At 60.3% G+C, this 24,560-nt stretch carries 27 protein-coding genes and 1 pseudogene; 7 read left to right on the forward strand and 21 right to left on the reverse strand.

From position 1 onward, the window contains the following. From EN786_RS18410 to EN786_RS18450, 8 genes and pseudogenes are all read right to left on the reverse strand, one after another. Positions 1–1,740, reverse strand: a complete 1,740-nt coding sequence (locus EN786_RS18410; RefSeq protein WP_127309961.1) for a VirD2 family relaxase/mobilization nuclease — start codon at positions 1,738–1,740, stop codon at positions 1–3. A 243-nt stretch (positions 1,741–1,983) separates the two neighbouring features. Beyond that, on the reverse strand, positions 1,984–2,679 hold the full coding sequence (locus EN786_RS18415; RefSeq protein ID WP_348627064.1) for a lytic transglycosylase domain-containing protein: 696 nt from the start codon (positions 2,677–2,679) through the stop codon (positions 1,984–1,986). 77 nt (positions 2,680–2,756) lie between these two features. Then, positions 2,757–3,095 carry a DUF736 domain-containing protein gene (locus EN786_RS18420; protein WP_127282161.1) on the reverse strand — a complete coding sequence of 113 codons (339 nt, stop codon included), beginning with the start codon at positions 3,093–3,095 and terminating at the stop codon, positions 2,757–2,759. 68 nt (positions 3,096–3,163) lie between these two features. Next, a pseudogene (locus EN786_RS38675) lies at positions 3,164–3,466 on the reverse strand (S26 family signal peptidase); the annotation flags it as partial. Positions 3,467–4,663: 1,197 nt separating this feature from the next. After that, positions 4,664–4,921: a hypothetical protein gene (locus EN786_RS18430; RefSeq protein ID WP_127282168.1), complete on the reverse strand. Its 258-nt coding sequence runs from the start codon at positions 4,919–4,921 to the stop codon at positions 4,664–4,666. Positions 4,922–5,063: 142 nt separating this feature from the next. Beyond that, positions 5,064–5,396: a hypothetical protein gene (locus EN786_RS18435; RefSeq protein WP_245478235.1), complete on the reverse strand. Its 333-nt coding sequence runs from the start codon at positions 5,394–5,396 to the stop codon at positions 5,064–5,066. A gap of 236 nt (positions 5,397–5,632) precedes the next feature. Further along, positions 5,633–6,313: a sulfocyanin-like copper-binding protein gene (locus EN786_RS18440; protein WP_245478236.1), complete on the reverse strand. Its 681-nt coding sequence runs from the start codon at positions 6,311–6,313 to the stop codon at positions 5,633–5,635. A gap of 554 nt (positions 6,314–6,867) precedes the next feature. Next, complete coding sequence (locus EN786_RS18450; RefSeq protein WP_127282169.1) at positions 6,868–7,089, reverse strand: DUF768 domain-containing protein; 222 nt, start codon at positions 7,087–7,089, stop codon at positions 6,868–6,870. A 217-nt stretch (positions 7,090–7,306) separates the two neighbouring features. On the opposite strand from EN786_RS18450, the gene EN786_RS18455 reads away from it, so the two are divergent. Next, positions 7,307–7,549 carry a hypothetical protein gene (locus tag EN786_RS18455; protein ID WP_127282170.1) on the forward strand — a complete coding sequence of 81 codons (243 nt, stop codon included), beginning with the start codon at positions 7,307–7,309 and terminating at the stop codon, positions 7,547–7,549. Positions 7,550–7,552: 3 nt separating this feature from the next. Here the strand turns inward: EN786_RS18455 and EN786_RS18460 are convergent, their stop codons facing one another. Next, positions 7,553–7,813 (reverse strand): hypothetical protein, encoded by a 261-nt coding sequence (locus EN786_RS18460; protein WP_127282171.1) that lies wholly within the window; start codon positions 7,811–7,813, stop codon positions 7,553–7,555. Between the two features lie 79 nt (positions 7,814–7,892). After that, the gene (locus EN786_RS37745) at positions 7,893–8,051 is read right to left on the reverse strand and encodes a hypothetical protein (RefSeq protein WP_189340449.1); all 159 of its coding nucleotides are present in this window, start codon (positions 8,049–8,051) and stop codon (positions 7,893–7,895) included. 442 nt (positions 8,052–8,493) lie between these two features. Here EN786_RS37745 and EN786_RS39305 point away from each other — a divergent pair, with 442 nt between their 5' ends. Then, a complete protein-coding gene (locus tag EN786_RS39305) occupies positions 8,494–8,628 on the forward strand; it encodes a hypothetical protein (protein ID WP_281034302.1) in 135 nt (44 codons plus the stop codon). A 320-nt stretch (positions 8,629–8,948) separates the two neighbouring features. Here EN786_RS39305 and EN786_RS18465 read toward each other — a convergent pair whose 3' ends face one another. The 3 genes from EN786_RS18465 to EN786_RS18475 all read right to left on the reverse strand — a co-directional run bounded on the left by EN786_RS18465 (position 8,949) and on the right by EN786_RS18475 (position 10,751). Beyond that, positions 8,949–9,146, reverse strand: a complete 198-nt coding sequence (locus EN786_RS18465; protein WP_135908711.1) for a hypothetical protein — start codon at positions 9,144–9,146, stop codon at positions 8,949–8,951. A gap of 958 nt (positions 9,147–10,104) precedes the next feature. Then, positions 10,105–10,290: a hypothetical protein gene (locus EN786_RS18470; protein WP_127282174.1), complete on the reverse strand. Its 186-nt coding sequence runs from the start codon at positions 10,288–10,290 to the stop codon at positions 10,105–10,107. 59 nt (positions 10,291–10,349) lie between these two features. Further along, positions 10,350–10,751, reverse strand: coding sequence for a response regulator (locus EN786_RS18475; protein ID WP_189340649.1), 402 nt, complete (start codon positions 10,749–10,751; stop codon positions 10,350–10,352). Between the two features lie 263 nt (positions 10,752–11,014). On the opposite strand from EN786_RS18475, the gene EN786_RS18480 reads away from it, so the two are divergent. After that, positions 11,015–11,353 carry a hypothetical protein gene (locus tag EN786_RS18480; RefSeq protein ID WP_127282176.1) on the forward strand — a complete coding sequence of 113 codons (339 nt, stop codon included), beginning with the start codon at positions 11,015–11,017 and terminating at the stop codon, positions 11,351–11,353. A 20-nt stretch (positions 11,354–11,373) separates the two neighbouring features. On the opposite strand, the gene EN786_RS18485 is transcribed toward EN786_RS18480, so the two are convergent. Both EN786_RS18485 and EN786_RS18490 read right to left on the reverse strand, forming a co-directional pair. Beyond that, positions 11,374–11,583, reverse strand: a complete 210-nt coding sequence (locus tag EN786_RS18485) for a hypothetical protein (RefSeq protein WP_127282177.1) — start codon at positions 11,581–11,583, stop codon at positions 11,374–11,376. A gap of 502 nt (positions 11,584–12,085) precedes the next feature. Beyond that, positions 12,086–12,385 carry a hypothetical protein gene (locus EN786_RS18490; protein ID WP_127311535.1) on the reverse strand — a complete coding sequence of 100 codons (300 nt, stop codon included), beginning with the start codon at positions 12,383–12,385 and terminating at the stop codon, positions 12,086–12,088. A 953-nt stretch (positions 12,386–13,338) separates the two neighbouring features. Between EN786_RS18490 and EN786_RS18495 the strand changes: the two genes are divergently transcribed. The 3 genes from EN786_RS18495 to EN786_RS18515 all read left to right on the forward strand — a co-directional run bounded on the left by EN786_RS18495 (position 13,339) and on the right by EN786_RS18515 (position 15,827). Continuing rightward, entirely contained in the window at positions 13,339–13,635 is a 297-nt protein-coding gene (locus EN786_RS18495; protein ID WP_127282180.1) for a helix-turn-helix transcriptional regulator, read from the forward strand. A gap of 45 nt (positions 13,636–13,680) precedes the next feature. Beyond that, positions 13,681–13,869, forward strand: coding sequence for a DUF3606 domain-containing protein (locus EN786_RS18500; protein WP_127311534.1), 189 nt, complete (start codon positions 13,681–13,683; stop codon positions 13,867–13,869). A gap of 1,649 nt (positions 13,870–15,518) precedes the next feature. Beyond that, the gene (locus EN786_RS18515) at positions 15,519–15,827 is read left to right on the forward strand and encodes a hypothetical protein (RefSeq protein WP_127309480.1); all 309 of its coding nucleotides are present in this window, start codon (positions 15,519–15,521) and stop codon (positions 15,825–15,827) included. 262 nt (positions 15,828–16,089) lie between these two features. On the opposite strand, the gene EN786_RS37750 is transcribed toward EN786_RS18515, so the two are convergent. From EN786_RS37750 to EN786_RS18535, 5 genes are all read right to left on the reverse strand, one after another. Next, positions 16,090–16,257 carry a hypothetical protein gene (locus EN786_RS37750; protein WP_187331533.1) on the reverse strand — a complete coding sequence of 56 codons (168 nt, stop codon included), beginning with the start codon at positions 16,255–16,257 and terminating at the stop codon, positions 16,090–16,092. A gap of 354 nt (positions 16,258–16,611) precedes the next feature. Beyond that, positions 16,612–17,541 carry a DUF2493 domain-containing protein gene (locus tag EN786_RS18520; protein ID WP_127309481.1) on the reverse strand — a complete coding sequence of 310 codons (930 nt, stop codon included), beginning with the start codon at positions 17,539–17,541 and terminating at the stop codon, positions 16,612–16,614. A gap of 354 nt (positions 17,542–17,895) precedes the next feature. Further along, the gene (locus EN786_RS18525) at positions 17,896–18,945 is read right to left on the reverse strand and encodes a toprim domain-containing protein (RefSeq protein WP_127309482.1); all 1,050 of its coding nucleotides are present in this window, start codon (positions 18,943–18,945) and stop codon (positions 17,896–17,898) included. Positions 18,946–19,005: 60 nt separating this feature from the next. Further along, entirely contained in the window at positions 19,006–21,102 is a 2,097-nt protein-coding gene (locus EN786_RS18530; protein ID WP_127309483.1) for a ParB/RepB/Spo0J family partition protein, read from the reverse strand. 164 nt (positions 21,103–21,266) lie between these two features. Next, entirely contained in the window at positions 21,267–22,454 is a 1,188-nt protein-coding gene (locus tag EN786_RS18535; RefSeq protein ID WP_127309484.1) for a DUF932 domain-containing protein, read from the reverse strand. Positions 22,455–22,841: 387 nt separating this feature from the next. On the opposite strand from EN786_RS18535, the gene EN786_RS18540 reads away from it, so the two are divergent. After that, positions 22,842–23,138 (forward strand): AlpA family phage regulatory protein, encoded by a 297-nt coding sequence (locus EN786_RS18540; protein ID WP_127282187.1) that lies wholly within the window; start codon positions 22,842–22,844, stop codon positions 23,136–23,138. Here EN786_RS18540 and EN786_RS18545 read toward each other — a convergent pair. Next, entirely contained in the window at positions 23,092–24,348 is a 1,257-nt protein-coding gene (locus EN786_RS18545; protein WP_127309485.1) for a site-specific integrase, read from the reverse strand. The genes EN786_RS18540 and EN786_RS18545 overlap by 47 nt on opposite strands. Between the last annotated feature and the right edge of the window lie 212 nt (positions 24,349–24,560).

Raw genomic sequence — 24,560 nt, forward strand, 5'->3', positions numbered from 1 at the left:
TTAGAGGCCAAGCCCCCGCTTGCGGCCAAAGCTCCAGTCGACACCTCCGCCATCTCGGGAGACACCGGAGACATGCTGGCCGAGATGTTTTTCGAGGGAGGGCGTCCAGGGCACGAGTTGAAAGCCAAGGCCGTCGTCGACCATGGCAAAGCGGCCTGACGCAAGCGACAAGCGCTGGCGATAGATGCCGGCGACATAGGCTCCACTGGCAGGACGGTTGAACGGCTGTCCGGACTCGGCCGCGATCTTTGCACCGACCAGTTCGAGTTCTCGGCGGCGCAATGTCTCGATCAGGTTGCTGTTGAAAACAACGCGCGCACCCAAACGCTTCGCAAGGCCTTCGTTGATGAGGTGTCCGGCCCGCTGATCCAAAGCCTCGTGAACCTCGGCGCCGAAGCCACCTGCGCTCAAGGCGGCGGGCTCGCGAGCGATGGCTTGCCTGTCGAGCCAGGTCGCCCCAGCTGCCGTGATCTGCTCATGCAGGCCGAGGTCGGAGCGGACGGCGAGTGCAACCCTGCGCCGGCCCCTCGCATCTTCGAAGCTGCGCAATTCGACGATCGACCCTGGCGGACCATCCCCAGTTGCCTCCAGATCGCCAAGTCTGATGTGGTGCGTGCGTCCGTCGACGCCGTCGACGACGGCGTAGGCAGTGCCGCTCAGCTCGTCGTCGAGACCGCGATCAAGCAGTCGCCCGACAATGGGTGTATCGAGGCTTTCGGCCGCCAAGACATAACCGCCCGACCCGCGCTCGATCCCGCGCTCGGTCAAGGCGCGGTGCATTCGTTTGATGATGTCGCCACGCTCGCCGAGCGCGCGCAGGGTCGTCTCGGCCCTGTCGTCAATCACCCATTGACCTTGGGCAACTTGATCGGCAAGACCAAGGGCTTCGAGCTTGCGCAGGCGGCCGACCTTTTGCACGTGATACTCGTCGGTGGGCCTATAGGCACTTGGGGCAAGATCGATGGTGCCGGTGCGCGACATGTCGCGGCGCAGTTGACGATCAAGCTGGGTCCAGCGTTCGGCTTCGATCTGCCGCTGCAGATTGCGGCGGATGTCGAGATCCGACCGAGGGCCGAGTTCCTGGGTAACGATATCGGCGGCTCGGGCGCGCATCCCTTCCTTGATGTAGTCGCGTGAGATGACGAGATCTTGCCCGTCACCTGTGCGTCCACGCAGGATGACGTGGATATGGGGATTGTCGGTGTTCCAATGGTCCGCCGCGACCCAATCGAGCTTCGTGCCGAGATCCTTCTCCATATGCCGCATAAGGTCGCGGGTGAAGGATCTGAGGTCGGACATCTCCGGCGCATCCTCTGGCGAGACGATGAAGCGGAAATGGTGGCGGTCGCCATCACAGCGCTCGGCAAACACCTTGACGCTGGCATCATCGGCTTCGGGGCCGAACATGCGGGCCTTTTCCCCGTCACGGGTCACGCCCTCGCGTTGCAGGTAGGAAAGGTGTGCGGTGAGCGGGACGGCACGCCCGGAGTGACGAACGACGCGGGTCTTGATGACCGTGACGCGCGAGCGATCGGCCAGCAGGCGGTTGGCCTGGATGTTGGCGATCCGGCCCCGGCCGAAGCGCGATCGGTTGCCCGGGCTGATTTGACCGGTGCGGGAGATGCTTCCACCAGCTCTCTTCGCCGCCGCCAAGGCCTGGGCGATGAACGGCCGCACGGCCTGATCGCGGTTGGAGCGTATTCGCCCCGGTCGGATGCGAAGCTCGCGCTCATCGGCCATGGCGTTGTCCTGCAACGTGGAAAAGAGGATGCCGATACAAAGCCTTGGGTATTCGACGCACATTGCGCCGAATGACCGCAATGTGCGCAGGGCACCTGAAAATCCCCAAAAACCAACCGACCGGCCAGCACACAATGTGCGGGCTTTTATCTAGCCATCCCTCGGTTGTGTTGCCTGCCTCTCCCCTCTCCGCACGCCAATGTACGCTAGGGCGCGAGATGATGCGAAAAGCGCTTACGCGGCTCATTTCGAAGACCTTTCACTCGCTTTGGGCACGAACACGCCGTTTGAGCGAGGTTCGGCGTCGGCCAGCCCGTCCTTTGGCACAGACTCTGAACCGCTATCGCGGGAACGCCGCGGTTGCAGCGAACGGTCGGTGAGCCGGTCGCCCGGCTGCGCAACGAAAAGCGGTGCCCGCTTCCAATTGTGCTGTGTCGGGACTGCCGGACCAATAGTTTCCCGTGCGCCGTCATTGCCGATGGCGGATGTAACGACGGTGACATAGGCGCGCGTTTCGCGAGGCAGCCGCCTGCCTTGCAGTGAGGCCTCGTAGCGTCCAGGACCGGCGTTGTAGGCGGCGATCCAGCCGGGCGATCCGTAGCGGTCGAGCAGTTCGCGGATATAGGCCGAGCCTGCGATGATGTTGTCGTGCGGATCGTAGGGATCGCGGCCCAGCCGGTACCTGTCGCGCAGATCGAACCAGGTATCAGGCACAATCTGCATCAGACCCATGGCGCCCTTGCGCGATATGGCACGTTGGTCGCCGGCGCTTTCGGCGATGAGAACGGAGCGGATCCACGCGGGCGGAAGGCGAAAGCGCCGCGCCGCTTCCGCGATGTGGACGTCATAGAGTTTGCGCGCCGACGGCAAGTCGACTGTCGGGCTCTGCGCCAGGGCATGCGCGGAAACCAGGCATAGGATGCTGAGCCCGCCAAGCACGCCAAGAGGTCTGCGCCGGCACGTGCGAGGCGATGCGGGCGCTCCCGGTTGGGTCGTCGGCCGACGGCGCGCGGACATCACCTGTCCTTCTCTGCGCGCTCACGCGGGCGCGACCATTGCAAGGACCAGGACTTGTTGTCGTCGCCGTTCTGGAACAGATAGGCGCGGATCGGCTGCGCGAAAGTCGGGTCATCTAACTGCAGCGTTACGAACTCGCCGGCCTTTTCGCTCGAGTGTTTCCAACCGGCGCCAATCGCGGTGCCGTCTTCTGCTCCAGCGTGCACACGATAGTCGGGCGCATTGTCCGCATCGCTCGCTTCCGCCACGACGATCGCAACCTCGAGGTTGAGGCTGAGCGTGCGGATTCGACCTGAATACCCCGTCTGATGGCGGATGAACTCTCCGATCTGTGGCATGTCCTGTCTCCTGTCTTGATGGGTGCGGTGACGATCCAACGGCACGGAAGGCGCCGCCGGTGGCGCGCTCACCGCGCTGACGCGCGCCATTGGAAGCGGCCGTCGCCCTGCTCATCCGTCCACAGGTGAACCGCGCGGCCGACGATGTGATCTATGGGGAGGAGGCCGAAGTAACGTCCGTCGAAGCTGTCACGGACTTGACTGTTCATCAGGAAGACGGCGCCGACGGGAATGGGCCGGCAGCCCTGCCAAACTGGCAGATCGCGACCGGCGCGATCGCGTTTGAGCGCCGTGCCGACTTCGGTGCCATCCGCGGAAATGGTGAGCCCTTTCCGACACACGGTCTGGCCAGAAACTGCAACGACGTGCTTGTGGTGGCCATGATAATTTCTCCTTGATCGTAATGTCTCGAGCTCCACACCATTGCGGCTCGATGGTGGTCGAAAGGTCGAAGGCGATCGCTTGCGCACCGGAGGGCCGAAGCGCAGCGGAGGACGGCGCTGGAGCGACTTAGTTGCTCCGCGAGGAATGACGGCGCAGCCGGCAGGGGAAGAAAGTCGTGCCGCACCGTTGCGCAACAAGCGATTGAGGCGAAGCCGTTCTTCGGACCAGAAACACCAATCGAAGAGACCGCATCGGTGTTGGCCAAGACAGCCTAGGTGCCAGGAGAAAAGGTGACCTGCGCCAATCTGACCCCGGCAACAGGGGCTCCACGCAACGGTAGTCGCTTCGCACCTGGCCCGCGCGTCTGCATTGACTAATCTGCGCATAGCGAGGTGGCTCCGGTACCCGGCTCTTCGGCGTTGCACATAGACGTCTCCCGAGTTCGCAAGCTACGACGATGCCTGCGGTGCAAAATTCGATCGCGTTTTCCGCATCCATGTGCCGGCTTGTCGGCAAGGGATGAGGGCGTCGGTCATCGCTGACGTGTCTCAAACGCCCCAGAAAGCTCCGGCAGGCTTTGGCCATGCACAGGTCGTTCGGATTCCGTCCGTGTGGGATTCTGACGGACAGTTGCCTTGGGCCTAAAAACTTGGAGCATGGGTTTGTGGGGGACTTATCATGCCAAATCGAGCGATAAGTTGGCGCCTGTCAGCGGGCTGCTCACCGTCCTAGCGGTTGCGCTTGGCCCTTCCGTTGCCGAACGGGGGATGTGAAATATCGGGTCCGGTGGGACCTCGCTTCGAAGGCACAGGTGAGCTGGATAGCAGCGTGGTCGGTGAGGCTGCGAAAGGGTCGATAGACAGCCGGGCAGCCCTAACGTCTATTTGAATTGCCTTTGAGGCCAAGGTTGTTATCAGCAGCCAAGAATGGATAGTGGTCCCGGAAGATCGCGCTTTTCATCATGGCCATGGCGATTGTCATCATCGTCATGTCCGTGTGGCTATTCGAGCCGCCCTGGCTTGGGCAGGTTCTGAAAGCGCCCGGCAGACCTATTCTATATCCCGCTATATCGGCCTATAATTGCGGTTGCCGACAAACGTCCCCCTATGAGTTTGCCGGTAGGCCCGGCGGCCGAACCCCAAGCCCCACCCCAGACCGCTGGGCCGCCCGCGTAGGTAGGTCGATTAGCCGCCTTTGGCCTTGCCATGGGCGTTGGGTCTTGTGTCGGGCGTGTAGATCACCCCTACGGCCGTCCCGCCGCATCTGTTGCATTTCAGCTTGGGAATGAGGTCATCGGCCATTGCCGGCGAGTCAGGGCCGTAGCGGTCCCGGAGCTGGGCGAGATCGAGCTTCTGGCTATGGTTGCAGGGCGACCAGTGGCAAAACGCCGTCACGGTCATCTTCGCGTCGATCAGGGATTGAAACGTCCAGCCCTTGCTCATCCGGCCGATATAGCGCGCTACAGGGGAGCCGGCCAGCGCACGCGGCTCGACGTCACCATCGGCTTACTTCAAGTCTAGGGGGGTGGGATCCACCACAGTAGGAGTTGACACCTGAACGTTGGCCCCGATTTCTGGCTCGGATTCAATCCGCCAAGCTGCCGTCGCGGTGCTGCATGGCTTCGAAGATCGCCTCGAAGACGCTGCCGACCTCCTCGTCGATCTCCCACGGTGCAATGCCTTCGCGCAGTGCCGCCTTTATGCATTCGTCGGCCAGGTCGCTGACTGCCACCGGATCGTCGGTGATCGCATTCGGCAGATGCTCTGCCAGCCATTTGTCCAGGAAGTTGATGCCGCGCGTGCTCATAAACAGCACAAGCTGAACACGTGAGTTAGGTTCCGCCGTTGAACCGCGCGCGAAGTCACCGAGAAGGAAGTGGCGTTCATCCGGTGCAACGGCACCGGCCCGGTGAGTCACTTTAGAGACCGCTAACCCAGCGAACGCCCACCGCACGTTCCAAGAACGAAAGGCGCAAAACTAAGTCGAATGGGCATGGGGTTACGCCTTTAGGCGGGCCCCCTGAAAGGGTTGCCGGTTCACTAGCTTTCTTCCCGGAAATCCTGCAGCGAGACGCCGGTCCATCGTGCTCCGGGACGAACTCTTCCCAGAGGCCATCTCGCGGCGCCATGGCACGCAGCCTTGCTCCCGCAGGCCTATGGACGTCCCGGGGGCTGCTCCTGCGGGAACTTGTCTTCATGGACGATTGCCACGGCCCGCTCGAGGTTGCCTCTCACCTCGAAGCCGATCCAGTGGCCATCCATCAGGTGCGTTTGTCTCGGACAGGCGAGGAAATAGTTCCCCGCCTGCTGCGCAACAAAGTTGAGTTGTCTCCGCTCATTGATTTTAATCCCCTCCAGCGGGGTGGTGTAGGCTCCCCAGATCGCGTCCTCAGCCTTCAACTTCACTGGCATCTCCGACTGAGCATAGACCCTGGTCAGCATCAGGCCGTGCCAGAAATTGGAGGAGCCGTTGATGAATTCGATCTGCACCGACCATTGCTCAGGCACGATGATCGTGAGATTGCCGCCCCAGTAGCCGTTGAAGTCGATAATGTCGGTCCGGATGTTGTCCCTGCGGTAGCGCTCGATCTGGTTCCAATCGGCAACAATCTCTATGGCAACCGCCTTGGCTGCGGGGTCGTTTTTGATCCAGCTCGGGACGAAAGGCTCCCCAGCCAATGCAATTCCAGGCGACAATCCCAGGGCGAAGGCGAGAAGGACAAGGTGGGCAAAGCGCGCCATGGCAATCAGAGGCTCCTTCCTGGCCGGGTGGCCGAGTGCAATGGAGACCTCGTCGGCCGCGAGTTGACTGGATGGCACGATATAGCGCGCCACGGGGAAGCCCGCCAGCGCGCGTTCTTCGTACCCGCTGTGCTAGGTGGCCCTGCGGCCGATCGCTTTGTATTCAAAGACGGTGGGTCGGTGACGACTCCGATGCGGCCTTTCGGTGGTGTCAGTGACCCGAACCCATTCGGAGTCGCCATTGCGAAGTGTGACCGTTCTTCCGGTGGCTTTCGCAGCAGCTTCGAACGGCGTTAACGCCGGGACAGAATGCGACGCCACCACAGCGCCGTCTCGCATCTCTTCGACGAAGTAGATTTTCATATAGTACGCCCCGCTATTTCTGCTCCTCCCGAAAATCCTGCAGGAAGCGCGCCGTCACCTCTCCCCTGGCAGTTTCAAAACCCCGGACTCAGCCGAACGCGCGGCTCGATCGGCATCATGATCCGCTACCCTCATGCCGCGCTGGAACAATTCTCGTACCGCCTGAGATCGAGTCGGCATTCTTCTCTCAAACCGCCAAGCATCCAGCACGGCCAGTTCCTCGGCATTGAGCATGATCTGTAGACGGTATGTTCGTTTGTTGGGCGGCACGTTCTGCTATCTCATCAATCTGCAATACCGGCGTCGTAATGAACGATTGCGTCGAGGATGACTTCATAGACGCTGCCGGTGTCTTCCTCAATCTCAGTGCTTCTGATGCCTACCGACTCCGCGTCGGCGAACAACTTTTGCGTCAACTCGGCGACGGAAATGATATCGGCACCCACCGTCTCGGGAACGTTGGCGCCTATCCACTTGTAAAAAAAGTCAGTCCCACGGGTGCTCATGGCCGACAAAAGTCAAAGGCGGGCATTAGGTTCCACAGAGCCTCGCCAGCGCATTTCATCGCCGCCGCTCTCCTACAGCGCCGAAGTATCCGGCGCGCTCTGGCGCCTCCCTGTGCGGGCAGTGGTGGCCAGCATTCGCGCCTGTGCGGCAATGCTCTCCCCACTTTAGGAACCGACATTCGATGCCGCCGTTCTCCTGAGCGATCTGGAGGTCTGAATGTTCAATCCGTGGTTCGATCTTTATTTGTCGGCGCTGGAAGCGCACCAGGTAATTTGGCTTCGAACGCTGCGGATTGCCCAGGGAGGTAAATTGGCAGAGCGAGAAGCGAAGCAAATGATCAGTGAGAAAGTGGAGGCGGCCGCGATTGCCGGCACGCTCTTCGCTACCGGATCGGTGGGCAAGGTCGCAGCCGTCTATCGGAGGAAAATCAGAGCCAACAAAAAACGGCTCTCCATCTAATTTCTAGATGACCTGGTGGGGCTCCTGCGAAACCGGAAACGACTGACACACGCTGATGGTAGCAGAATAGACCAGTCGCCCCGCTTCGTCATAGACGGAGACGGTCATGGATTCATCCAAATCGCTTAAGGCCATTTCGTCGACTGCTATGTCTTGCAGAGCCTTTAGCGCCTCTCGTCGCATTTCGCTTAGGCTATCGAGATCGACCCAGGCATCGCCAAGCGCCTGGCCATTTCTCACAACCTCGAAGAGGTATTTCGACATTCGGCCACTGTGAGACAAAGCAACTGTGGCGGCATTCAAATTTGAGGGCCGGCTATGAGCACGGCGTCCCGCCCTCCGCCTAGCCGGCGGTCAATGCTTTGTGGGGCCTGACGCCGTGGGCGAGAATGCTGATTTCGGCTTCCGTTAGCGTGATCTGATAGCGCTGTGTGGAATTCTTCGAGTAGATGTCGTCAGCAATAATCGAGACGGTCACATCGCCATTCTCGTCGATCTGCACATCCTCGATCTGCAGCGGCGCTGAGTATATGCACTTCGGTGATCCTGGCCTTCGCGCAGGCTGAGCAGACAGTCGCAATGTGAAAAATCCCTTGCCGTACCAGCAATGCGTCTGACGCAAAATTGATGCCAGCAATTCGGTCCCGAGATGAGACACTGAAACGTTGGGCTACTCCCACGTTCGTCCTTATGGATACGTGCCTGCTATTTCGGCAAGAGCGTATTGTTTCGGCAGCCGGCGCCGCGTTCGCCCCCGAACCCAGCGCCGGTTAGGCCCGGCGTTTGCTGGCCTACCCACGCCAGCCTGCCGGGCCGCTCCCGTTTCATGGACTCCAGCTTTTGCGCTTGTCCGGTGTGGCCGCGTGGTTAGTGAATTGTAGGTTCCGGTCGTCTCGGCCGGCTCCGCGGCACTCGTAGCAAAAGATCACATTTACCAGATCCCAATGAAGGCACGGCTGGTCAGGGCCGAGACGCTCTACAAGCGCGGCGACATCGAGCACGACATGGCGTTTGCAGGTGAGGCAGTCGACGGAAAGTCCGGTGCCAGCCTCCAGCTTCTTGCCGAGCGTGTCTTCTAGGAACGGGAATTTCATTGTCATGGCGATCTCCGAAAATGAGGTCGCCGCACCGGAGAGGATTATATTCCCCATCGCGGACAGATTGCCCATAGCGATTCGGAACCACGCACAGCCCGGGCTCGCTTATCGAGGTGACACAGGATTCGCGGGCCGGGCCGTGTCCCCTGGGGAAAGCTCAATTCCAAGGGGGACTGAGCATTCTGCATCCGTCAGGCCCTGTAGGGCAAGGAAAAGTCCGTCGCTGGGAGGCGTAGCGACGGGCTCCCTGGCGACCCAAGAGTAGAGCGGACTCACACGCATGGGCAACTACATCGGAGACGTTAGGCCGACATCTCTTTGATGACCGCATCGAGCGAGGCGATATCTTCCAGTGCGGCTATTTCGAGCGGATCAGTGGCCTGTGCTGGCGTGCGTATCTCAGGAACGCCATCAGGCCCTATTGGTGCGTGACTCATCACCAGGGTGGCGCGATACTGCTTGAGCAAGTCGAGCGCTCTACCGATGGTTCTCTGGTCCATGGGTGAGATTTTAGCATATGGATTGGCCGACACCAGCCGTCCAACTGCGCACGAGGCTACGGCTGGCGGAACATAAGCGGCCCGGCCTTCTTAATCTGTTGGTGACACAGGAAATCCACCGATGGCACTGGCTGACGACATCGAAATGGTGCAGGGGCACGTGAGGTTGGGAAGACGACACATCTCCGAGCAGCGCGAGCGCATCTCTGATTTGGAACGTCTCCAATTGCCTACCGGCAAGGCGTTCGAAGTGCTTGATCTATTCGAAAGTATGCAGGACCTGCACGAACAGCATCTGTCGCGGTTGCTGGCAAAGGCAGAAGAACGCGGCCACGCGTCAACGTGTCGATGCCTAGCCGGACCCTTTCGCCTTCAGCATAGTTCACGGCGGCCTGCTCGTCTCGGAATGAGCGAATGCGTATGTGTTGGTTCATCTGCTCGACAAGCACGTGCCACTCGTTGTCCACCTCGGTTATGGAAACAGCGTTGCGATCCAGGCATTGTCTATGCGGGTCCAACTGAGGCGCGGTTTCTGCAAGCAGCCGCCTCGAACGAACGAGGCATTCTCTCGTTCGGACGAGCAGAATCCTGTCATGCTCGGATTGAAAAGCACTCTTGCTGGCGTTGTCTGGCATGGGTGCGCCTCCGGTCTCTATGAACAGACGGGAGCTGCTGACGTCCTTTGCTGTCAGCGATGCGAGTGATAATAATAGCCCGAAAACGCTCGCTTTTCAAACCTGGTTGGGGGCGCGTCGATCTTGCTTAGGCAAGGATGAGCCCGTCGCCGGTCGCCAAACTGAGCAGCGGGCGGTGGGCAACGTGGCACCAGCGGGTCACAGTGAGCAATTCACCTTTCGTTCACGGTTTTAGCGCAAGCTCATAATCGGACATGAAGGGTACAGCGTACATGCCCAAGCAAGCCCCAGCGCTGATCCCCCTCAGCGCTGGGGCTTTTCCTTTAATGCTGCGTCTTGCCGCTTGATTGATCCGCCTGCGCCAGGAACTTGTTGAAGGCGCGCGCCTCATCGACAGTCTCAAACTGCCGAGACGTTGTCGTGCCGTCCGGCTTTAGAACCACGGCGAGGAATGGAAGCCCGAACACGGGCGGGTGATAGACGGCATAGATCGTGCTGCTGCGCTTCATCGCGGCATTTTAAAGGGTTTTCTGGCCCGGAACTAGATCAGCGTCGGGGGCCGGTGACCTTAGGTCAGTTCGATCAAATGCCTGATGAGGTCATCGGGCATAACGGGTTTCACAAGACGCGGGACGCCCGAAAATTCGCTCGGGACAATGGTCCGGTCATACCCGGTGACGAATATGAACGGGATACCGTGCCCCTTCAATTCGGCCGCGACAGCGAAAGTCGGGGCACCACCCAGGTTTATGTCAACGGTGGCGCATTCGACGTCCTCGCTGGCGATTTTCCTCGATGCATCTTCAGGATTGGCCACAGGGCCAATTACCCTGCCGCCAGCTTCGGTGATGGCCTCTTCGAGTTCGGCGGCGATCAGATACTCATCCTCGACGACAAGGACTCGGCGTCCCTGCAGTGGCGCTGCCGGCTTGAACTGGGCTGAATTAATGGGAATGACAGAACACAACATCGACGCCCCCCTTTTGGGTTGTCGGATCATCAAGAGAAACTTATACCTACCGGCGAGATTTGCGAGTCATTTACCGTTGCCCATGTCGAGGCCGCTATACTGCCGACGCGAAAAATTGCCCGGTCCGCTGTCTTGCTAGTCGGCTAGCTGAGCGCCTGAAGGGTTGCACAGGTCAGATAGACGCAGCGCTAACAAATGATGGGTCGCGACAGGAATATTAGCAGCCGCTTGACGAAGCCCGAAGCTGCGCCAGACTCATTCCTATGGCGAAGGGCACCGTCAAAGTCGGCGACGAAGTAGCTATCGGCGCGATAGTACGGCGCCGGGTGACGGAAGACCGGGTCAGCGTCTCGATCCCTTCCGACAGCTTCCCGCACTCGATCATCGACAGGACGTCAACGGTGAAGAAGGGCCAGCACATCGAGCTAACTGGCGATGTTACCCATGTCGATGGGGATCTGGTGACGATAAACCTAGGCGTGCCGGTCACGGTCAACATCGAAATCGTAAGGCTGGTGACAAGCTACGTACTGCCGAAGCGAAAAACAGGCCGGTGGGCAAGGGGGCTGAAAAGAAGCGCCCGCTGTCAGAATGAAGCCTAAGGGGGTCTGCTTGGGCCAACTTAATCGGCGTCGGGGCTTTTGCGTATGATCCATTCGACCAAGTTGGGGTCGACGTAGTCATCGCCTGTCACAATCCGAACGAGCTTCGTTGCGCGCGGTCGCCACTGTTCCTCAGGAACCTTGTCCTCATCCACCCAGCGGTTGAACGCTTCGCGCATTACGTCGAATTCGAAGTATGAGGCGTTGTCGTTGGTCGGCTGCTTTGGCATGGGTTCGCAACGACTAATCGTCCGAAATGTTCCAGCGGAAGTATGGCCAATCGCGTGTTGGTTTGCCCAACATGTCACCGCCGGTCAGCCCCGAGAGAGAACCAAGGCACACCCGCGCTCGCCTCACGTCCCAGGCGATTGGCGACTGAGGTCCGATGGCCGCACGCATAGGTCTGAGCACAGGAAACAACGGACCGCCAGTTCATTGGTAGCAGTCGCAGGAGATTATCCCCTCCATGTAACCCTGAACTGCCCGCCGCTAACTCCTTGGCGGCGGGCCTTTTGGATCTGACTCTGAAATCCTGCGGAGAGGCCAACCACCCGAACCCCGGATGGCGGGTTCAGTTTGGCCGCCATGTTCCCATTGCTCGGCCGTCGCCTATTCCATCGCGCTCCGGCTCGAACAGAAAACCTCCGCGCCGCTGAGCTACTGCCGGCGACGCGGATATGACAACGCGATCGGCCTGTGCCCTTGACGCCGGGCAGCGTCGTTTCGCTCGCTTTAACAGCCTTCGGTCGTCGTTTTCATCTGACCTGGAGCAGCCGACTTTGCATCGGTGTCCTGCTGCCCCGGCGCAGCCTGCTTCGCACTTCCGGTCTGGTGGCCGGGCGCGCAATCCTTCGCGGACTTCGGATTGGTGTCGCTGGTTGTGGTCGGGTCCGTGCCTTGATTGGTAGTGCTCGGCATCGTCGTCGTCGTGGTGGTCGTGGTGGAAGATCCGCTCGTGGTGCTGGTTGACTGTGCAATGGCAAGCCCAGTGGACATTGCCAAGATAGGTAACGCGAAAAGTAGCCGGTTCATCGGTTGTCTCCTTGCGAGGCGGTCCCTTCGATTTCCAAATAGGAAAACTCGCAAACGGTTCCCGAAAAGCCCGATGGCTAGTCGAAGCTGGTGAGGCGGCGGTCAACGTCGCCTCAGAGGCTCCGACAAAAAAGGCCCGCCGGCCGAGGCCAGCGGGAGTACTGGAGTAGCCAGAGTGTGGTCTGGCACTTGCAAACGGTCCCACCCGCGTTTTGTTTCAAGTTGCTAAATTGACCTAGGACCCTGCCAACGGGTGCTCCAGCGGGGGCGGCCACCCCGGGCGGGTTTTGCCGGCAGGCGGGTTTTTCTTACCGGTTGACGGGTTCGTCTGATCGGAAATGAGCTTGCCTTGACAGCATGCACGCTCATTTCTCGTGCCCTCTCCAGGGCCAACTGACAGGCATACTCAGCCTCAAAGGCCTCCGAGTGCCTTCGATCCTCGCTTCGCAGATGGAAGTATGGCAGCGCAAATCCGAAAAGGATGATGACGCCGATTGCCCCCGTCATGTGGTCGATAACAGCAAGCCGGTGGAAGACCACCATCGCGCCTGCGGTCACAACCGCTCCGGTCATTCCTGCACGGAAGGGGTCAAATTTGGCGGCGGCGCAAGCGAATTGGCCCGTCGCTTCGCCTCTAGGTAAACGGCTGCCTCATCCATCAAATAGCTCCGATAAGGAGACCTTTAGCACTTTCTAATGAAATGGCTAAGCCGGCATTCGGGTCAGTTGAGCTTGCGACCGAAGTCCCGATTGGTAAGCGCAAGTGGCGAGTCTGGGAGGGCCGTTTGGCTCCGATAACGAGAAAGGCCTGGTCCCCGGCACGCCTACGCATCGGTACCCACGCGACATCGAAATGTTTCAATATCGCATGGCCGTTTCAGTTCCGTTAGCAAACCCTGAAATGCTCCGGAACCTTCCTTTCAGTCCGCTATTGGTCAACAGGAGGTCCGTGCGTGCGAAACCTGACTGCAGAGCAGTTGCTAGCAGCAAGAACGCTATTGAAGTGGTCGCGCGTGCGGCTTGGCGCCAAGTGCAATCTTAGCGAAGCGACGATCAGCGAATTTGAGAATGGGCTAAGGAAACCGCATCCTCGCAAGGTCGCCGCTATGCTCCTGGCTTTCGAAGGGTCGGGAATTGTCTTTTCCGCCGAAGGGAGCCCATCACTAGCGCGCCCTGAGGCTCAGACTGGTGGTCGCCACACCGGCAACAGATCGTGGCGCCGTCGGCAGACAAATCGCGCGGCGGAATAGAAGAAACTCCTCGCATAAGGAGATCCTGGCGGAAGGAGTCACAAGATGGCAAAGGACAAAAGCAGAGCCGACCTCCGCGCCGCAGGCCAAATCTCACTTGACGATGAGTATGAGGTGAATTTATTCGCCCTGCAGAACAACATCACACCGGCTCAAGTTCGAGAACTCATCCGCAAGCACGGCAATGATCGCGCGACCCTGACCAAGGCTGCCAAGGGATTGCCAGGACGATGACGAGAAATTCCCAGACGTGAGACCACCAATGAGGCCAGCCGCCTTGGCCTGAGTACCGGGCCGACCACCAGATCTTGTCTACATCGGCCCCGTCATGACGCGACAAGCGCCTCAAACCCTGCCGTACGCGAGCATCGACGTAGCGCGATACCTGCAGGAAACGCGAAGCCCGCCGTCTCGGGGAGAGAACGACGGGCTCTTGCTTGGGGAGCGGCGGAGGGGACTGGCCGCTCGCGATAGAAATCCGCCAGACCTGAAACTGTTCCCTGAGATTTTCGACTGAGACGCTATCCACCGCCGACAGACCGGCTGATTTTTCTTCGCGCCAGCCCTGCAGTGTGAGATAATTCCGACCAGGGTTTTAGGCGGCAACGATGTCATTGTCGCGCAACAGTGGTGTGTACGAACCCGCTGATCTGGACTTGCTGCAGCGGGTCTTTGACCGACTGCGCAAAGAACGCCGGCTGGCCCTCAAGGACAGGGACCAGAGGGAATATCTTGCCTCTCAAATCTTCGAAGTTTTCGACAACGGATCTCCCGACGAGACCGAGTTGTGGCGATCGCTTTCAAAACTTCGTACTTCCAAGGAGGCACGAGAGAGCCCGTCGCCTGGAGGACATGGCGACGGGGCTCTCTGGCCACCCAGAAGCGGGAGATGACCGCTCAAGATAGAACCGCGACCGCGAAGGTCTGTTCCATGTCCGGACACAAATATTAGCATCCGCTTGACGAGGCAGCCGACGGCCCCAGACTCCATAATGTGGAACGGATCCAGCGCCAACCAGAGCACACGGTGAAATGGCCCCGAAATATCTCGATCATCGGTTGGAATGCCCATACTGCCTCACCATCAGGCTCAGGATTCCCCATGACGCTCGTCCGGATACGCCCATTTTTTGCGATGATTGCGGAAAGTACCTTGGCACCTGGGATGAGATACAAACCGACTTTGAGAAGCAGGGCGGCCAGAACGGGGTGTTTCGACTCGACAAAGGGCGCATCCAGCGAATCCGCTAGTGCCGGCCGGCAATCCTCTAGTGTCGACCTTTCAGGAACCTAGCCTCGCGAAGCAGCGAATTCCAATCAGTTCCAATCAACTCGACCAGGCGCTTCGCCTCTTCCCCCGATGCCAGTCTCCCTCATCAGTCGCTCCGCCAACAGCTTTAGATGGGCGATGCGCTCATCTTCATTGTCGATTGCCGGGCACATAAGGGTTCCTCCAATGACTGGAACCGCTGAAGTTGGCTTTTGTTTCGAGTGGGTCGCGACTCTGGGCTCATCCGATTTGCGGATAGAGGAAGCCGACACCCACCGTTTTTTGCCAAGTAGCAGAAGATGGAAGGGCCGATAACGTCGCCAGCCGCTAGCCTTGCCGGCTAGGCCCGGCGGTTAACAAGCGCCCAAGCCCGACCGTCGGGTTGCTGTTTGCCAAGCCCGGCTCGCTGGTCGAGGTGACACAGGACTTGCGAGCCGGGCTAGCCGCCGACATCTCCAATCCGGGGAGGAGTGGTTTCAACAGTCGGCGAGGAGCAAAACGTATCCGATCAGGCCTCATCATGCGATGTGGACTGAGGTCCGAATGAGCCTCCTGCAATGGTCTATTTTAGCAACTGCTTGAGTATGCCGCCCTGCGCCCCAGAGTCTTCTTCATGGCGAAGGGCAGCAACAAAGTCGGCGACGAGGTCGCGATCACAGCGACCGTGCGCAAGCGCGTGACTGAGGATCGGGTCGCCGTGTTGATCCCTTCCTACCACCAGCCGCATTCCATCGTAGACCGGTCGCCAAACGTGAGCAGCGGGCAGAAAGTCGAGCTAGTGGGCGACGTCATGCATGTCGACGAGGACAGAGTGACGGTGAACCTTGGCGTTCCAGTCACGGTCAAGCTCAACACGGTCCGGCTTGTCACCAGCTACGTGGCGCCGAAACGGAAGACGCCGCTGGTCGATAGGGCGACATAAACAAAAAGCCCGCCGGCCGAAGCCAGCGGGCAAGGAGATGGTCACGACCCTAGAGCCCGCGAGGGTCGAGCCCCAACTATGCTCGCACGGCAGGCAGGTATTCCGCGCTAACAAATGTTAGGCGATAGCCCCGCGCCTTTGCCGGGCACCCTCAAAGCGGCGCGAACGACGCCACGCAAAGATACAGGCTGACGATACTGCCGGCACCTGTGTTCGAGAGGCAGCCGCGCCACCCGGGGCGCGTCGGCAAAGCCGCGACGATTCATGAGGCGTGGGGGTCTATCTCACCGACGATCTCGGACGGGTCACCATCGTACTCGTCTGCCGGCATGACCGCGAGCGTGCCATCGCCGGCACGAAAGATGACGATGCTGACCATCAAGCTGGTGGCGAGGCTGAAGGCAAAGGCGTTTGCTTCTATGAGGGACATTGATCCGGCTCCTGCTTGGAAGCGGGATCGATCCCCGCGTGACAGGCGCCCGATGTGTCCGGCCGAGGGCCGCAATCACCGTGGAGGCGAAGCCGCAATGGCGGCACGCTTGGCGTAGTCCGACCCTTTACGGGTTGATGGCATCAGGTCCTCGGACCGGACCAAGGAATTGCGCCGACAAACGCGGAGATCGGTCCCCTGTCTCTGCTTCCAGGACCAGACAGATGTGAACCTGGTGGTTTGCTGCCTTGCCTTGATCGTCGCCAGAGCGGCTTGAGCGTTCGTTCGATGAACACGCGGAGAGCGACGGAACTCAGTGCGAATGACTTGAGGCGAGTGGACTGGTAGCCCTCTTCACGCGGGCCCGAACTTCATCACCGGAATGCCAAGCTTGCGGGCCTTGTCGGCGAGGTTGTCCTGAATGCCAGAGCCGGGGAAGTGAATGACGCCTATCGGCAATGTGTCGAGCACGGCATCGTTGCGTTTAAACGGCGCGGCCTTGGCATGCCTGGTCCAGTCCGGCTTGAAGGCGATCTGTGGCACCTTGCGACTGTGAGCCCATTTGGCGGCGATCAACTCTGCACCCTTCGGTGATCCGCCGTGCAGAAGAACCATGTCAGGATGCTTGCCATGGACTTGGTCGAGCTTGGCCCAGATCAGCCTGTGGTCGTTGAAATCGAGCCCGCCGGTGAAAGCCACTTTCGGTCCGGGTGGCAACAGCATCTGGCTGTCCGCATGCTTTCTCGCGGCAACGAAGTCCCTGCTGTCGATCATTGCCGCGGTCAGGTGGCGATGGTTGACGACAGAACCGGAACGCGGGCGCCAGATCGAGTGGGTGTTACGCTCGTAGTGCTCAGCGGCCTGGTCGCGCATCAATTCGAAAGCGCTGCGGCGTTCGAGCAGGGTCTGACCTTGGGCGATGAGGCGCTCCAGCTCGACCGACTTGACCTCGGATCCGTCCTGTTCGCGCTGCAGCCGCAGCTGGCTAAGCTCGTTTTCATCGAGCTCCCGCTCGATCCGCCTGGTCGCGCGATGGAACAGATTGACCGTTCCCCACAGGAGTTCCTCGAGATCGGGTTCAAGGCGTGTGTCGGCCATTGCCACCACGAGAGCGTCGAAGATATCGGCGATGCTGGCTGCGACCACCTTGCCTTCGGGAAGCGGGCGCGGGTCGGGTTCTTCGTCAAAGGGACGGAAACCGTAAAGCTGAAGCTCCTGAAGGACATGATCTGTTGGTGATGATGAGGGATGAGGCTGGAAGTCGGCATCGTGCTCGGTGCTCATGGGGCTTGCCTTCGTGGGATCGCCGCGCCCATCGCGGCCTTCATGGCGTCGAAGGCGATGGACGACCCGGACTTGCACCTGAAGCGTCAGCGTAGGGCCGGAAAGGAGGTGGAGGATGGCGAAGCCCGGATATTTTGTCTGGCGATGGAAAGGCCCGAAGAGGGGCTCCCCGTGACTTGCCGCATGGGTCGGCAAGGGCCGACGGAAAATAGCCGGGCGCAGCCATTGCCTGTCTGGATCGGCCGGCGCCCTATCGCCCTCTTGAAGGCCTTGGGCCGGCCCTCTCCTCAACGGAGGTCCCTTGCGCACCCGAGCCACGAAAACGCCGGCACGCCGCTCCCCTTCCCTTTCCAGTCAGGCCGCGGACGTCATGAAGCGTTCGACATCCTGCGGCGCGAGTTGGACCCGCAGCATCGCCCTCAAGGCGTCGGCACCGAGCAGGCGCAGGTCCTCATTGAAGTCGCCGAGCTGCGGCACCAGGACCATCGCCTCGATACCGGCCGCATTGGTGCGTTCGATGAGAGTTGCCACTGCTCCGTCACCGGCCGGATCATTGTCACGGGCGATATAGAGCCGCCGCAATGTGTCAGGAAACAGGATTGCGGACAGATGCGCCGCCGACAGTGCCGCGACTGCCGGCATGGCGGGCAGGACAGTGCGTTGCGATAACATGGTCTCGATGCCTTCGCCGGCAGCCATGACATCGCAACAGCAGCCGAAGCGGACGGCGTGTCCGAGCAGTTGGCCCATGGCGCGTCTCGGCGTCTCAATCGGAGCGCGCCCAAGGTGAGCCTCGCTAAATCCGCCCGGATCGAGCCAGGTGCGGTGGGCGCCGGTGAGTTTGCCTTTGAGGTCGGTAACGGTTGCGATCATTGCCGGCCATGTTTCGGTCGGGCCGCGTTCCGGACGGTAATAGCAGCGCGGATGAAACCGAAGGCTCCCGGTCTCGTGCAAGGCTGAGATCGCGCGTCCACGAAGATAGGTCTCCACAAGCGTTCCTGGTATCGACCGCGACATGGAGACCAACCGCCGCGCTGCTCCTGCCGAACCGGAAGGGGCCAGCGCCCTGGTCTGCTTCGATACCGTCGGCTGCTGTTCGGAGCGCGGCAAGCTCAGAAAGTTGCAGGCTTCCGCGCTGATATCGATAAAGTCGATCAGGCCGCAGCTCTCGCGGATCACGTCCAGCAGGTCACCGTGCTCGCCGGTAGCAGCATCAGTCCATTTTCCGGCGGGACCTTTGGGAGTGTCGTTCAGCCTTACATACATCGATCGCCCAGGCGTGTTTCGGGCGTCGCCTACCAGCCAATAGTTGCCATGGCGCCGGCCGTTTGAAAGATAGTTCCGACATACCGCCTCCGCCTGCCGGCTGAGACGGCCGGCGAGGTCGTTCGGGCTTCTAGACACGGTCCGCCTCCAGAAAAATGCCCGCCGTCTCCGGCGGGCCAGATGAAGACTTGCGGCTGATCATTCAGCAGCGATCGTGTGAGGCTCATTCGCGGCTTCGTCATTTTCAGCGAAGCTCTCGGTGTCGGCCACGGACCATTCGCCGTCGTTCCCCGCCGTCGCTTCGACCACCGTTTGCGGCGATCCTGTCTCATTCGTTTCTGTATTCCCGTTTCCCGGGGTGCGCAGGGGCTCAGGTAGCCAACCGCTGCTGCCGATCAGCTTCTCCGCCTCGCTCGCCATGTCCCCCTTCTTGAGGTGCGCTATTCGGTCAGCGGCTTCCTGCCCCTTCGCTTCGGTGAGTGCCTGGAGAATGCGCGCCTTTGTGACACGTCCGAAGAAGTTGTCGACAGACGGCCGCCAGCCGGCCGCCGTCATGTCGAGGGTGATGGCCTGTGCCAGCCGGTCGGCATGGGCGAGAGCGCGCGGGCGCCTGTTCCATGTTTCATGCACAGCGTTGACCGACATGCTGACGGCATGTGCGAAAAGCGCAGCCTGGCGATCGCGATCCCAGTCGCGAAGGGCATCCCAAAGGTCGGCAGCTTCCTTCGGCAGCGAGTTCGCCCACAGGTCGTGTCGCACACGGATCGCCTGTGCGCAGGTGCTGTCGTTCAATCCTGAGGCTTGAGCGCCGAAACCGACGCTCTTCAAGTCCAACTCCAGGCAGCTATCTGATCCATATTGGTAGAAGATCTTCAGCGTGAACGCGTGCAAGGCGGCGAGGAAGGCGACGTCTGGATTTCCACCGAGCGCCTCGCGCAGGCCAAGGGTTCGATGTGCCGTCAGTTCCGTCATGAGCCGGTCAGAAATCGGCGAGATGCCATCGGCCTCCTCGGGCTCGGCCAGCGGCTCACGATCGGCCGAAACGCTTTCCCCGTCTCGGACGGCAGTACCTGTCAGGGATTCCTCCCCCTCTTCGCTTTGCTGCGTTCCGATGGGCAACTCGTCCTCGGGACGGACGAAGCCGCGCTCGACGCGGAGACACCCGTCTGGCGCGATGCTGATGAAGCCACCGGCGCGGCCAACCTCGAGCGGGTCGAAGGTGAGTGGCCGGTTTTCGAAGGACTGAAGTCCAGTCTCCAATTCAGCGAGACGCTGATCGATTTCGTCCGGGAGGTCCTCGACGCTGTCATATTCCTCCGACAGACGGTCGAACTCGAGCTGCAATGCCTTACGCGTCGACTCCTCCTCGGCGCTAAGAGGCGACGGTTCTCCGCGCAGTTGGCGGAGACCGAAGGCGTGGCCGTAGGCGAAGTCGGGCGCGATTTCGATCCACTTCCAGCCTTCTGCGCGAACCGCCTCCGCGCGTCGTTCCAACTCATCCGCGACCAGCCGGTCTACCAGGACGACGTCCTGCAGCCAGCCACCGTCGTCGCCCTGGAACAGGTCGCGCATGACTATGCCTCCGGCCTCGACATAGGCGTCGATGCCGATGAACTGCACCCGCTTGTCTGACGCACGCACCGAGCCCTCCGTCAGCATGCGCCGAATGGCATAGGGCTGCTTGTCATAGGAGGGCTTCAGGCGTTCGAATACCTGCTGCTGGCGTTCATGATCGCCGGATACAGTGAACGCCATGAGTTGGTCGAGCGTCAGACCATCTTCGGCATAAATCTCAAGCAGTGCCGGTGACACCGAAGCCAGCTTCAGGCGTTGCTTGACCACACCGATCGAGACGAAGAACGCGGCAGCGATATCCTCCTCTGACTGCCCCTTCTCGCGAAGGGCGAGGAAGGCCCGGAACTGGTCGAGCGGATGAAGGGGCGCGCGCTGGACATTTTCCGCCAGCGAGTCTTCCTCGGCAATACCCTCCTCTCGCACGATGCAGGGAACCGGCGCGGTTTTGCTGAGGCGCTTTTGCCTCACCAGAAGGTCCAACGCGCGATATCGCCGGCCACCGGCCGGAATCTCGAACATTCCGGTTTCCACACCGGCCTCGTCCTTGACCGGCCGGACGCTGAGACCCTGCAGCAGCCCACGGCGGGCGACATCCTCGGCCAGTTCCTCGACCGAGATACCGGCCTTCACGCGCCTGACATTTGCCTGACTGAGCACAAGCTTGTTGAAAGGGATGTCGCGCGAAGACGACAGGGTGACCTTTTTGGCAATAGCAGCCATCGATGTTACTCCGCGACGGGCAGCCGAAAGCCACTCTCTCGACCTCCAACCCGTCACAAAGCGCAGCGCCGCCCTCTTACTCTTGAGGACGACGCCGCAGCACGAGAAAAAAGACGCGAAGTGGACAGAACTGGAGACCGGTGCATCTCCTGGCTTCCAGAATGTCAGACCGCCTTGTCGAACAGCTTCTTCGCCCGCGCCTCCAGATCAAGCCGAGCATCCTGTTGGGTCTTGTTGCGAGCCACCGCCGTGATGCCCTGCACGAAGTCGAAAACACTTTCAGGCTTGCGACCTTCCTCGGTCAGCACTGTCTCAATGATCCTGGTCGCCTCCGCCTTTGAGAAGCCACGCTTGCGCAGGAAGTCGCCGCGATCGTCATCGGTACAGGCAACGATCCGCTCGCGCGCCGCCTTGATGCCGTTGATGAAGGGCATGGGGGACGAATTGGCAAAGCGTGCAAGCGCCGGCGCGGCCTCACGCGCAAAACGTGAAGCTGCGTATTTCGAATGACGAATGGTAATCTCCTCGAACTCCTCAACACCCCAGAGATTGCGATTCTGGCAAACGGCGCGAAGATAGAAGCTTGCGATGCCGAGCGTCTTGGCGCCGACCTCCGAATTCCAACAGTAAAAGCCGCGGAAATAAAGATCGGGTGAGCCGTTCCGTAGCCGGCCGGCCTCGATCGGATTGAGATCGTCCACCAGGAAAAGGAACAGGTCGCGGTCGGAGGCGTACAGCGTCGTGGTGTCCTTAGTGATGTCGGCTCGCGGATTATAAATGCTCGTCGACCAGTCAAGGACGCCCGGCACCTTCCACCGGGTGTCACCTGTGCCGTTGCCGGCGATGCGCTGCACGGCGGCGACCAGTTCGCGATCGAAGATGCGGCCGTAGTCCGGGCTGGTAACCGCACGCAACTCAACACGACCATCCTCGATTTCCAGCGTCTTCACCTGTTCGGAGCGGTGAGACGTCAGGCCATATTGTAGATTGATGCCGGCGAGCGGCGCTGGAAGTTGGCGCAAATAGGCCGCCGGCGCGCCAACAAGACTCGCCAGTTGGCCAAAACTCCAATGGGTTGGGGCGATTGGAATATCGGAGCCCGGCAGCACCAGCGTCAGGCGCTCGGCATCGTTGCGGCTTGCCTCTACACGAATAGCCGCGCTTTCCACGGTTCTCGTCCGGCTGCGCTCGGTCCGCGTCTGCACCGCCTCGAATAGCTCCGATAAGGACAAGTAGCGCTCGTCGGCCGGCCGCGAAAACCATTCCGAGGACACGCGACCAATCCGCTCGCCGCGGCTCAAATCCACCTTGAAGCCGCCGGAAAGATCACGGGCGTTCAGAACTTGTGTCATGGGTTGTCTCCATGACGGGCGCCGAAGGCCTCTCCTTCCGCCTCAACCCGTCGCCGAAAACCCGGCCCCTCTCTGACTCTTTGTCGGGAGAGCCCCCGCTCTCCCGACAAACACAAAAAAGGGCGTACGAAGGCGGGATGCGGGACCGACAGCCCCCGGCCAAGGGCGCTATATAATGCTTCCTCGGTAAGCTTGACCTCGGAGCGGCAAGCGATCCGTCGAGGCGCGTCAGGTCGAATAACCGTTTCTTTGGTCCGGGTCATGCGACCCTGACTGACCGATATGTGCGAAAACACCGCCCAACATACGCTTATCGACTTTCGCCCTTTCCATCCTCGCCAGCTATCGGCAGCAATCGTTCTGCGACACGAGGAAAGGTAGGCCGCCATGACTGATCCCAGGGAGGTTACAATAAAGCGGACGATCCGCCGTAAGGAGCTACGTGAAATCGTCCCTCTGGCTGACAGCACAATCTATGAAATGGAGCAGCGCGGGCAATTTCCGCGACGTTTCGCTCTTACCCCCCGTTGCGTCGTGTGGGATTTGGCCGAGGTTGAAGCCTGGCTCCATGCGCGCAGGGCAGCACCAATTCCCCGAGCCAGCCCTCCAGATGTGCGTTTGAGAAAGACCGCTCCTGTCAAAGCGCTGGATCGGGCTCAAAGACCGTCATCATCGGGGGCATAAGGACGACGGGCCGCTTCCTTCCCTCGACCCAGGCTTCCACTGCATCGGACCATTCTTGCATCATGTGGCGGCGCTGAACTTCGTATTCCGCCTTGTTGTAGACGCCGCGGGAGGAGCGACCGTCCTCGTGAGCCAGGCATTTTTCGATCCAGTCGCTGTTGAACCCTAGTTCGTTCAAAAGTGTAGAGCCCGTGCGCCGGAGATCGTGCACGGTGAATGGCTCAAGCGGCAGGCCTTCCTTCTTCGCCAGTTCGGCCACCGCATAGGTCACACGATTGAAGGTTGCGCGCGCCATTGGCGCGTCCGCGTCGTAGCGGGATGGCAGCACGAAACGAGAGTTCCCCGAGCAGGTCTTGAGCGCAACAAAGATGTCGAGCGCCTGGCGTGATAGATAGACGTTGTGGGCCTTCGATCGCTTCATCCGTTCCTTTGGAATGGTCCAGACCGCATGCTCGAAGTCAACCTCGTCCCAGGTTGCGTCCTGAAGTTCGCTTTTTCGAACCATCGTGAACAGGATGAGGCGAAGGCCAAGGCGAATGGTGGGCAGTGTTGCGACCTTCTCCAGTATCTTGAGCATGACGCGGATTTCAGTTGGGGAGAGCGAGCGATCTCTCGGGACAAAGTGAGCAATCGATGCCGGCCCTACGTCGTCGGCCGGATTGGACACCTTCTCGCCATGGAGAATGGCGAAGCCGTAAATTTGCTTGAGGATATCACGGACGTGGATCGCCGTTGCCGGCGCTCCACGCTCGACGATCTTGGCACATTGGGCGCGAAGATCGTCCGGTGTGATTTCGGTCAGCAGCCTATTGCGCCAAACCGGCAGGAGTTCGCGTTCGTAAATTGACCGGCGCATCGATCGAGTGCTGTCCGCCATCGGCGCCAAAGTCAGCCACTTCTCTCCGAATTGGCCAAAGCTCTTGGCTTCTTTCAGTCGCCGTTTGTCTCGTTGCTTTTCGATGGCAGGAGAGCGGCCTTCTCTGATAGCTCGACGCGCATCGAGGCATTTCTCGCGCGCTTGAAGCAGGGAGATCCCATCGCGCCCGTACTTGCCGAGGTAGACGGTCTCCCTCCGGCCATTGAGCCTGTAGTCCAGACGAAACGAGATCGTGCCGCTAGGCATGACGCGGACATACATCCCGTCACGATCCGCCACCTTGTACATTTTCTGCTTTATTTTCAATGCCTTGATTGCGGCGTCCGTCAGCATCCCGACTGCCTTTCCAAAAGTACCGTCACGGGTTTTTTGAGGGCTTTGGGCGGAACTTCTTCTTAATTTTCATAGCCTTAGCCTGAAAAAAGTACCGTCATCAGACCTCTATGAGGTGACGGTACTGTTGAAAATTCATCGTGGCAATATGTCGGAGGTCCGGCAGCCAGTCCGGCAAGGCCGAACAATGCACGCCGATAGGCAGCGAAAGC

It is taken from the genome of Mesorhizobium sp. M4B.F.Ca.ET.143.01.1.1 (genome assembly GCF_004792275.1).
In the GTDB taxonomy this organism is placed as follows: Bacteria; Pseudomonadota; Alphaproteobacteria; order Rhizobiales; family Rhizobiaceae; genus Mesorhizobium; species Mesorhizobium abyssinicae.

Bases quoted from the DNA above. Each gene is read 5' to 3' on its own strand.
- EN786_RS18410 (WP_127309961.1), bottom strand. From the start codon at position 1,740: ATGGCCGATGAGCGCGAGCTTCGCATCCGACCGGGGCGAATACGCTCC.
- EN786_RS18420 (WP_127282161.1), bottom strand. From the start codon at position 3,095: ATGCCACAGATCGGAGAGTTCATCCGCCATCAGACGGGGTATTCAGGT.
- EN786_RS18430 (WP_127282168.1), bottom strand. From the start codon at position 4,921: ATGAGCAAGGGCTGGACGTTTCAATCCCTGATCGACGCGAAGATGACC.
- EN786_RS18450 (WP_127282169.1), bottom strand. From the start codon at position 7,089: ATGAGCACCCGTGGGACTGACTTTTTTTACAAGTGGATAGGCGCCAAC.
- EN786_RS18455 (WP_127282170.1), top strand. From the start codon at position 7,307: ATGTTCAATCCGTGGTTCGATCTTTATTTGTCGGCGCTGGAAGCGCAC.
- EN786_RS18460 (WP_127282171.1), bottom strand. From the start codon at position 7,813: ATGTCGAAATACCTCTTCGAGGTTGTGAGAAATGGCCAGGCGCTTGGC.
- EN786_RS39305 (WP_281034302.1), top strand. From the start codon at position 8,494: ATGAAGGCACGGCTGGTCAGGGCCGAGACGCTCTACAAGCGCGGCGAC.
- EN786_RS18465 (WP_135908711.1), bottom strand. From the start codon at position 9,146: ATGGACCAGAGAACCATCGGTAGAGCGCTCGACTTGCTCAAGCAGTAT.
- EN786_RS18470 (WP_127282174.1), bottom strand. From the start codon at position 10,290: ATGAAGCGCAGCAGCACGATCTATGCCGTCTATCACCCGCCCGTGTTC.
- EN786_RS18475 (WP_189340649.1), bottom strand. From the start codon at position 10,751: ATGTTGTGTTCTGTCATTCCCATTAATTCAGCCCAGTTCAAGCCGGCA.
- EN786_RS18480 (WP_127282176.1), top strand. From the start codon at position 11,015: ATGGCGAAGGGCACCGTCAAAGTCGGCGACGAAGTAGCTATCGGCGCG.
- EN786_RS18485 (WP_127282177.1), bottom strand. From the start codon at position 11,583: ATGCCAAAGCAGCCGACCAACGACAACGCCTCATACTTCGAATTCGAC.
- EN786_RS18490 (WP_127311535.1), bottom strand. From the start codon at position 12,385: ATGAACCGGCTACTTTTCGCGTTACCTATCTTGGCAATGTCCACTGGG.
- EN786_RS18500 (WP_127311534.1), top strand. From the start codon at position 13,681: ATGGCAAAGGACAAAAGCAGAGCCGACCTCCGCGCCGCAGGCCAAATC.
- EN786_RS18515 (WP_127309480.1), top strand. From the start codon at position 15,519: ATGGCGAAGGGCAGCAACAAAGTCGGCGACGAGGTCGCGATCACAGCG.
- EN786_RS37750 (WP_187331533.1), bottom strand. From the start codon at position 16,257: ATGTCCCTCATAGAAGCAAACGCCTTTGCCTTCAGCCTCGCCACCAGC.
- EN786_RS18520 (WP_127309481.1), bottom strand. From the start codon at position 17,541: ATGAGCACCGAGCACGATGCCGACTTCCAGCCTCATCCCTCATCATCA.
- EN786_RS18530 (WP_127309483.1), bottom strand. From the start codon at position 21,102: ATGGCTGCTATTGCCAAAAAGGTCACCCTGTCGTCTTCGCGCGACATC.
- EN786_RS18535 (WP_127309484.1), bottom strand. From the start codon at position 22,454: ATGACACAAGTTCTGAACGCCCGTGATCTTTCCGGCGGCTTCAAGGTG.
- EN786_RS18540 (WP_127282187.1), top strand. From the start codon at position 22,842: ATGACTGATCCCAGGGAGGTTACAATAAAGCGGACGATCCGCCGTAAG.
- EN786_RS18545 (WP_127309485.1), bottom strand. From the start codon at position 24,348: ATGCTGACGGACGCCGCAATCAAGGCATTGAAAATAAAGCAGAAAATG.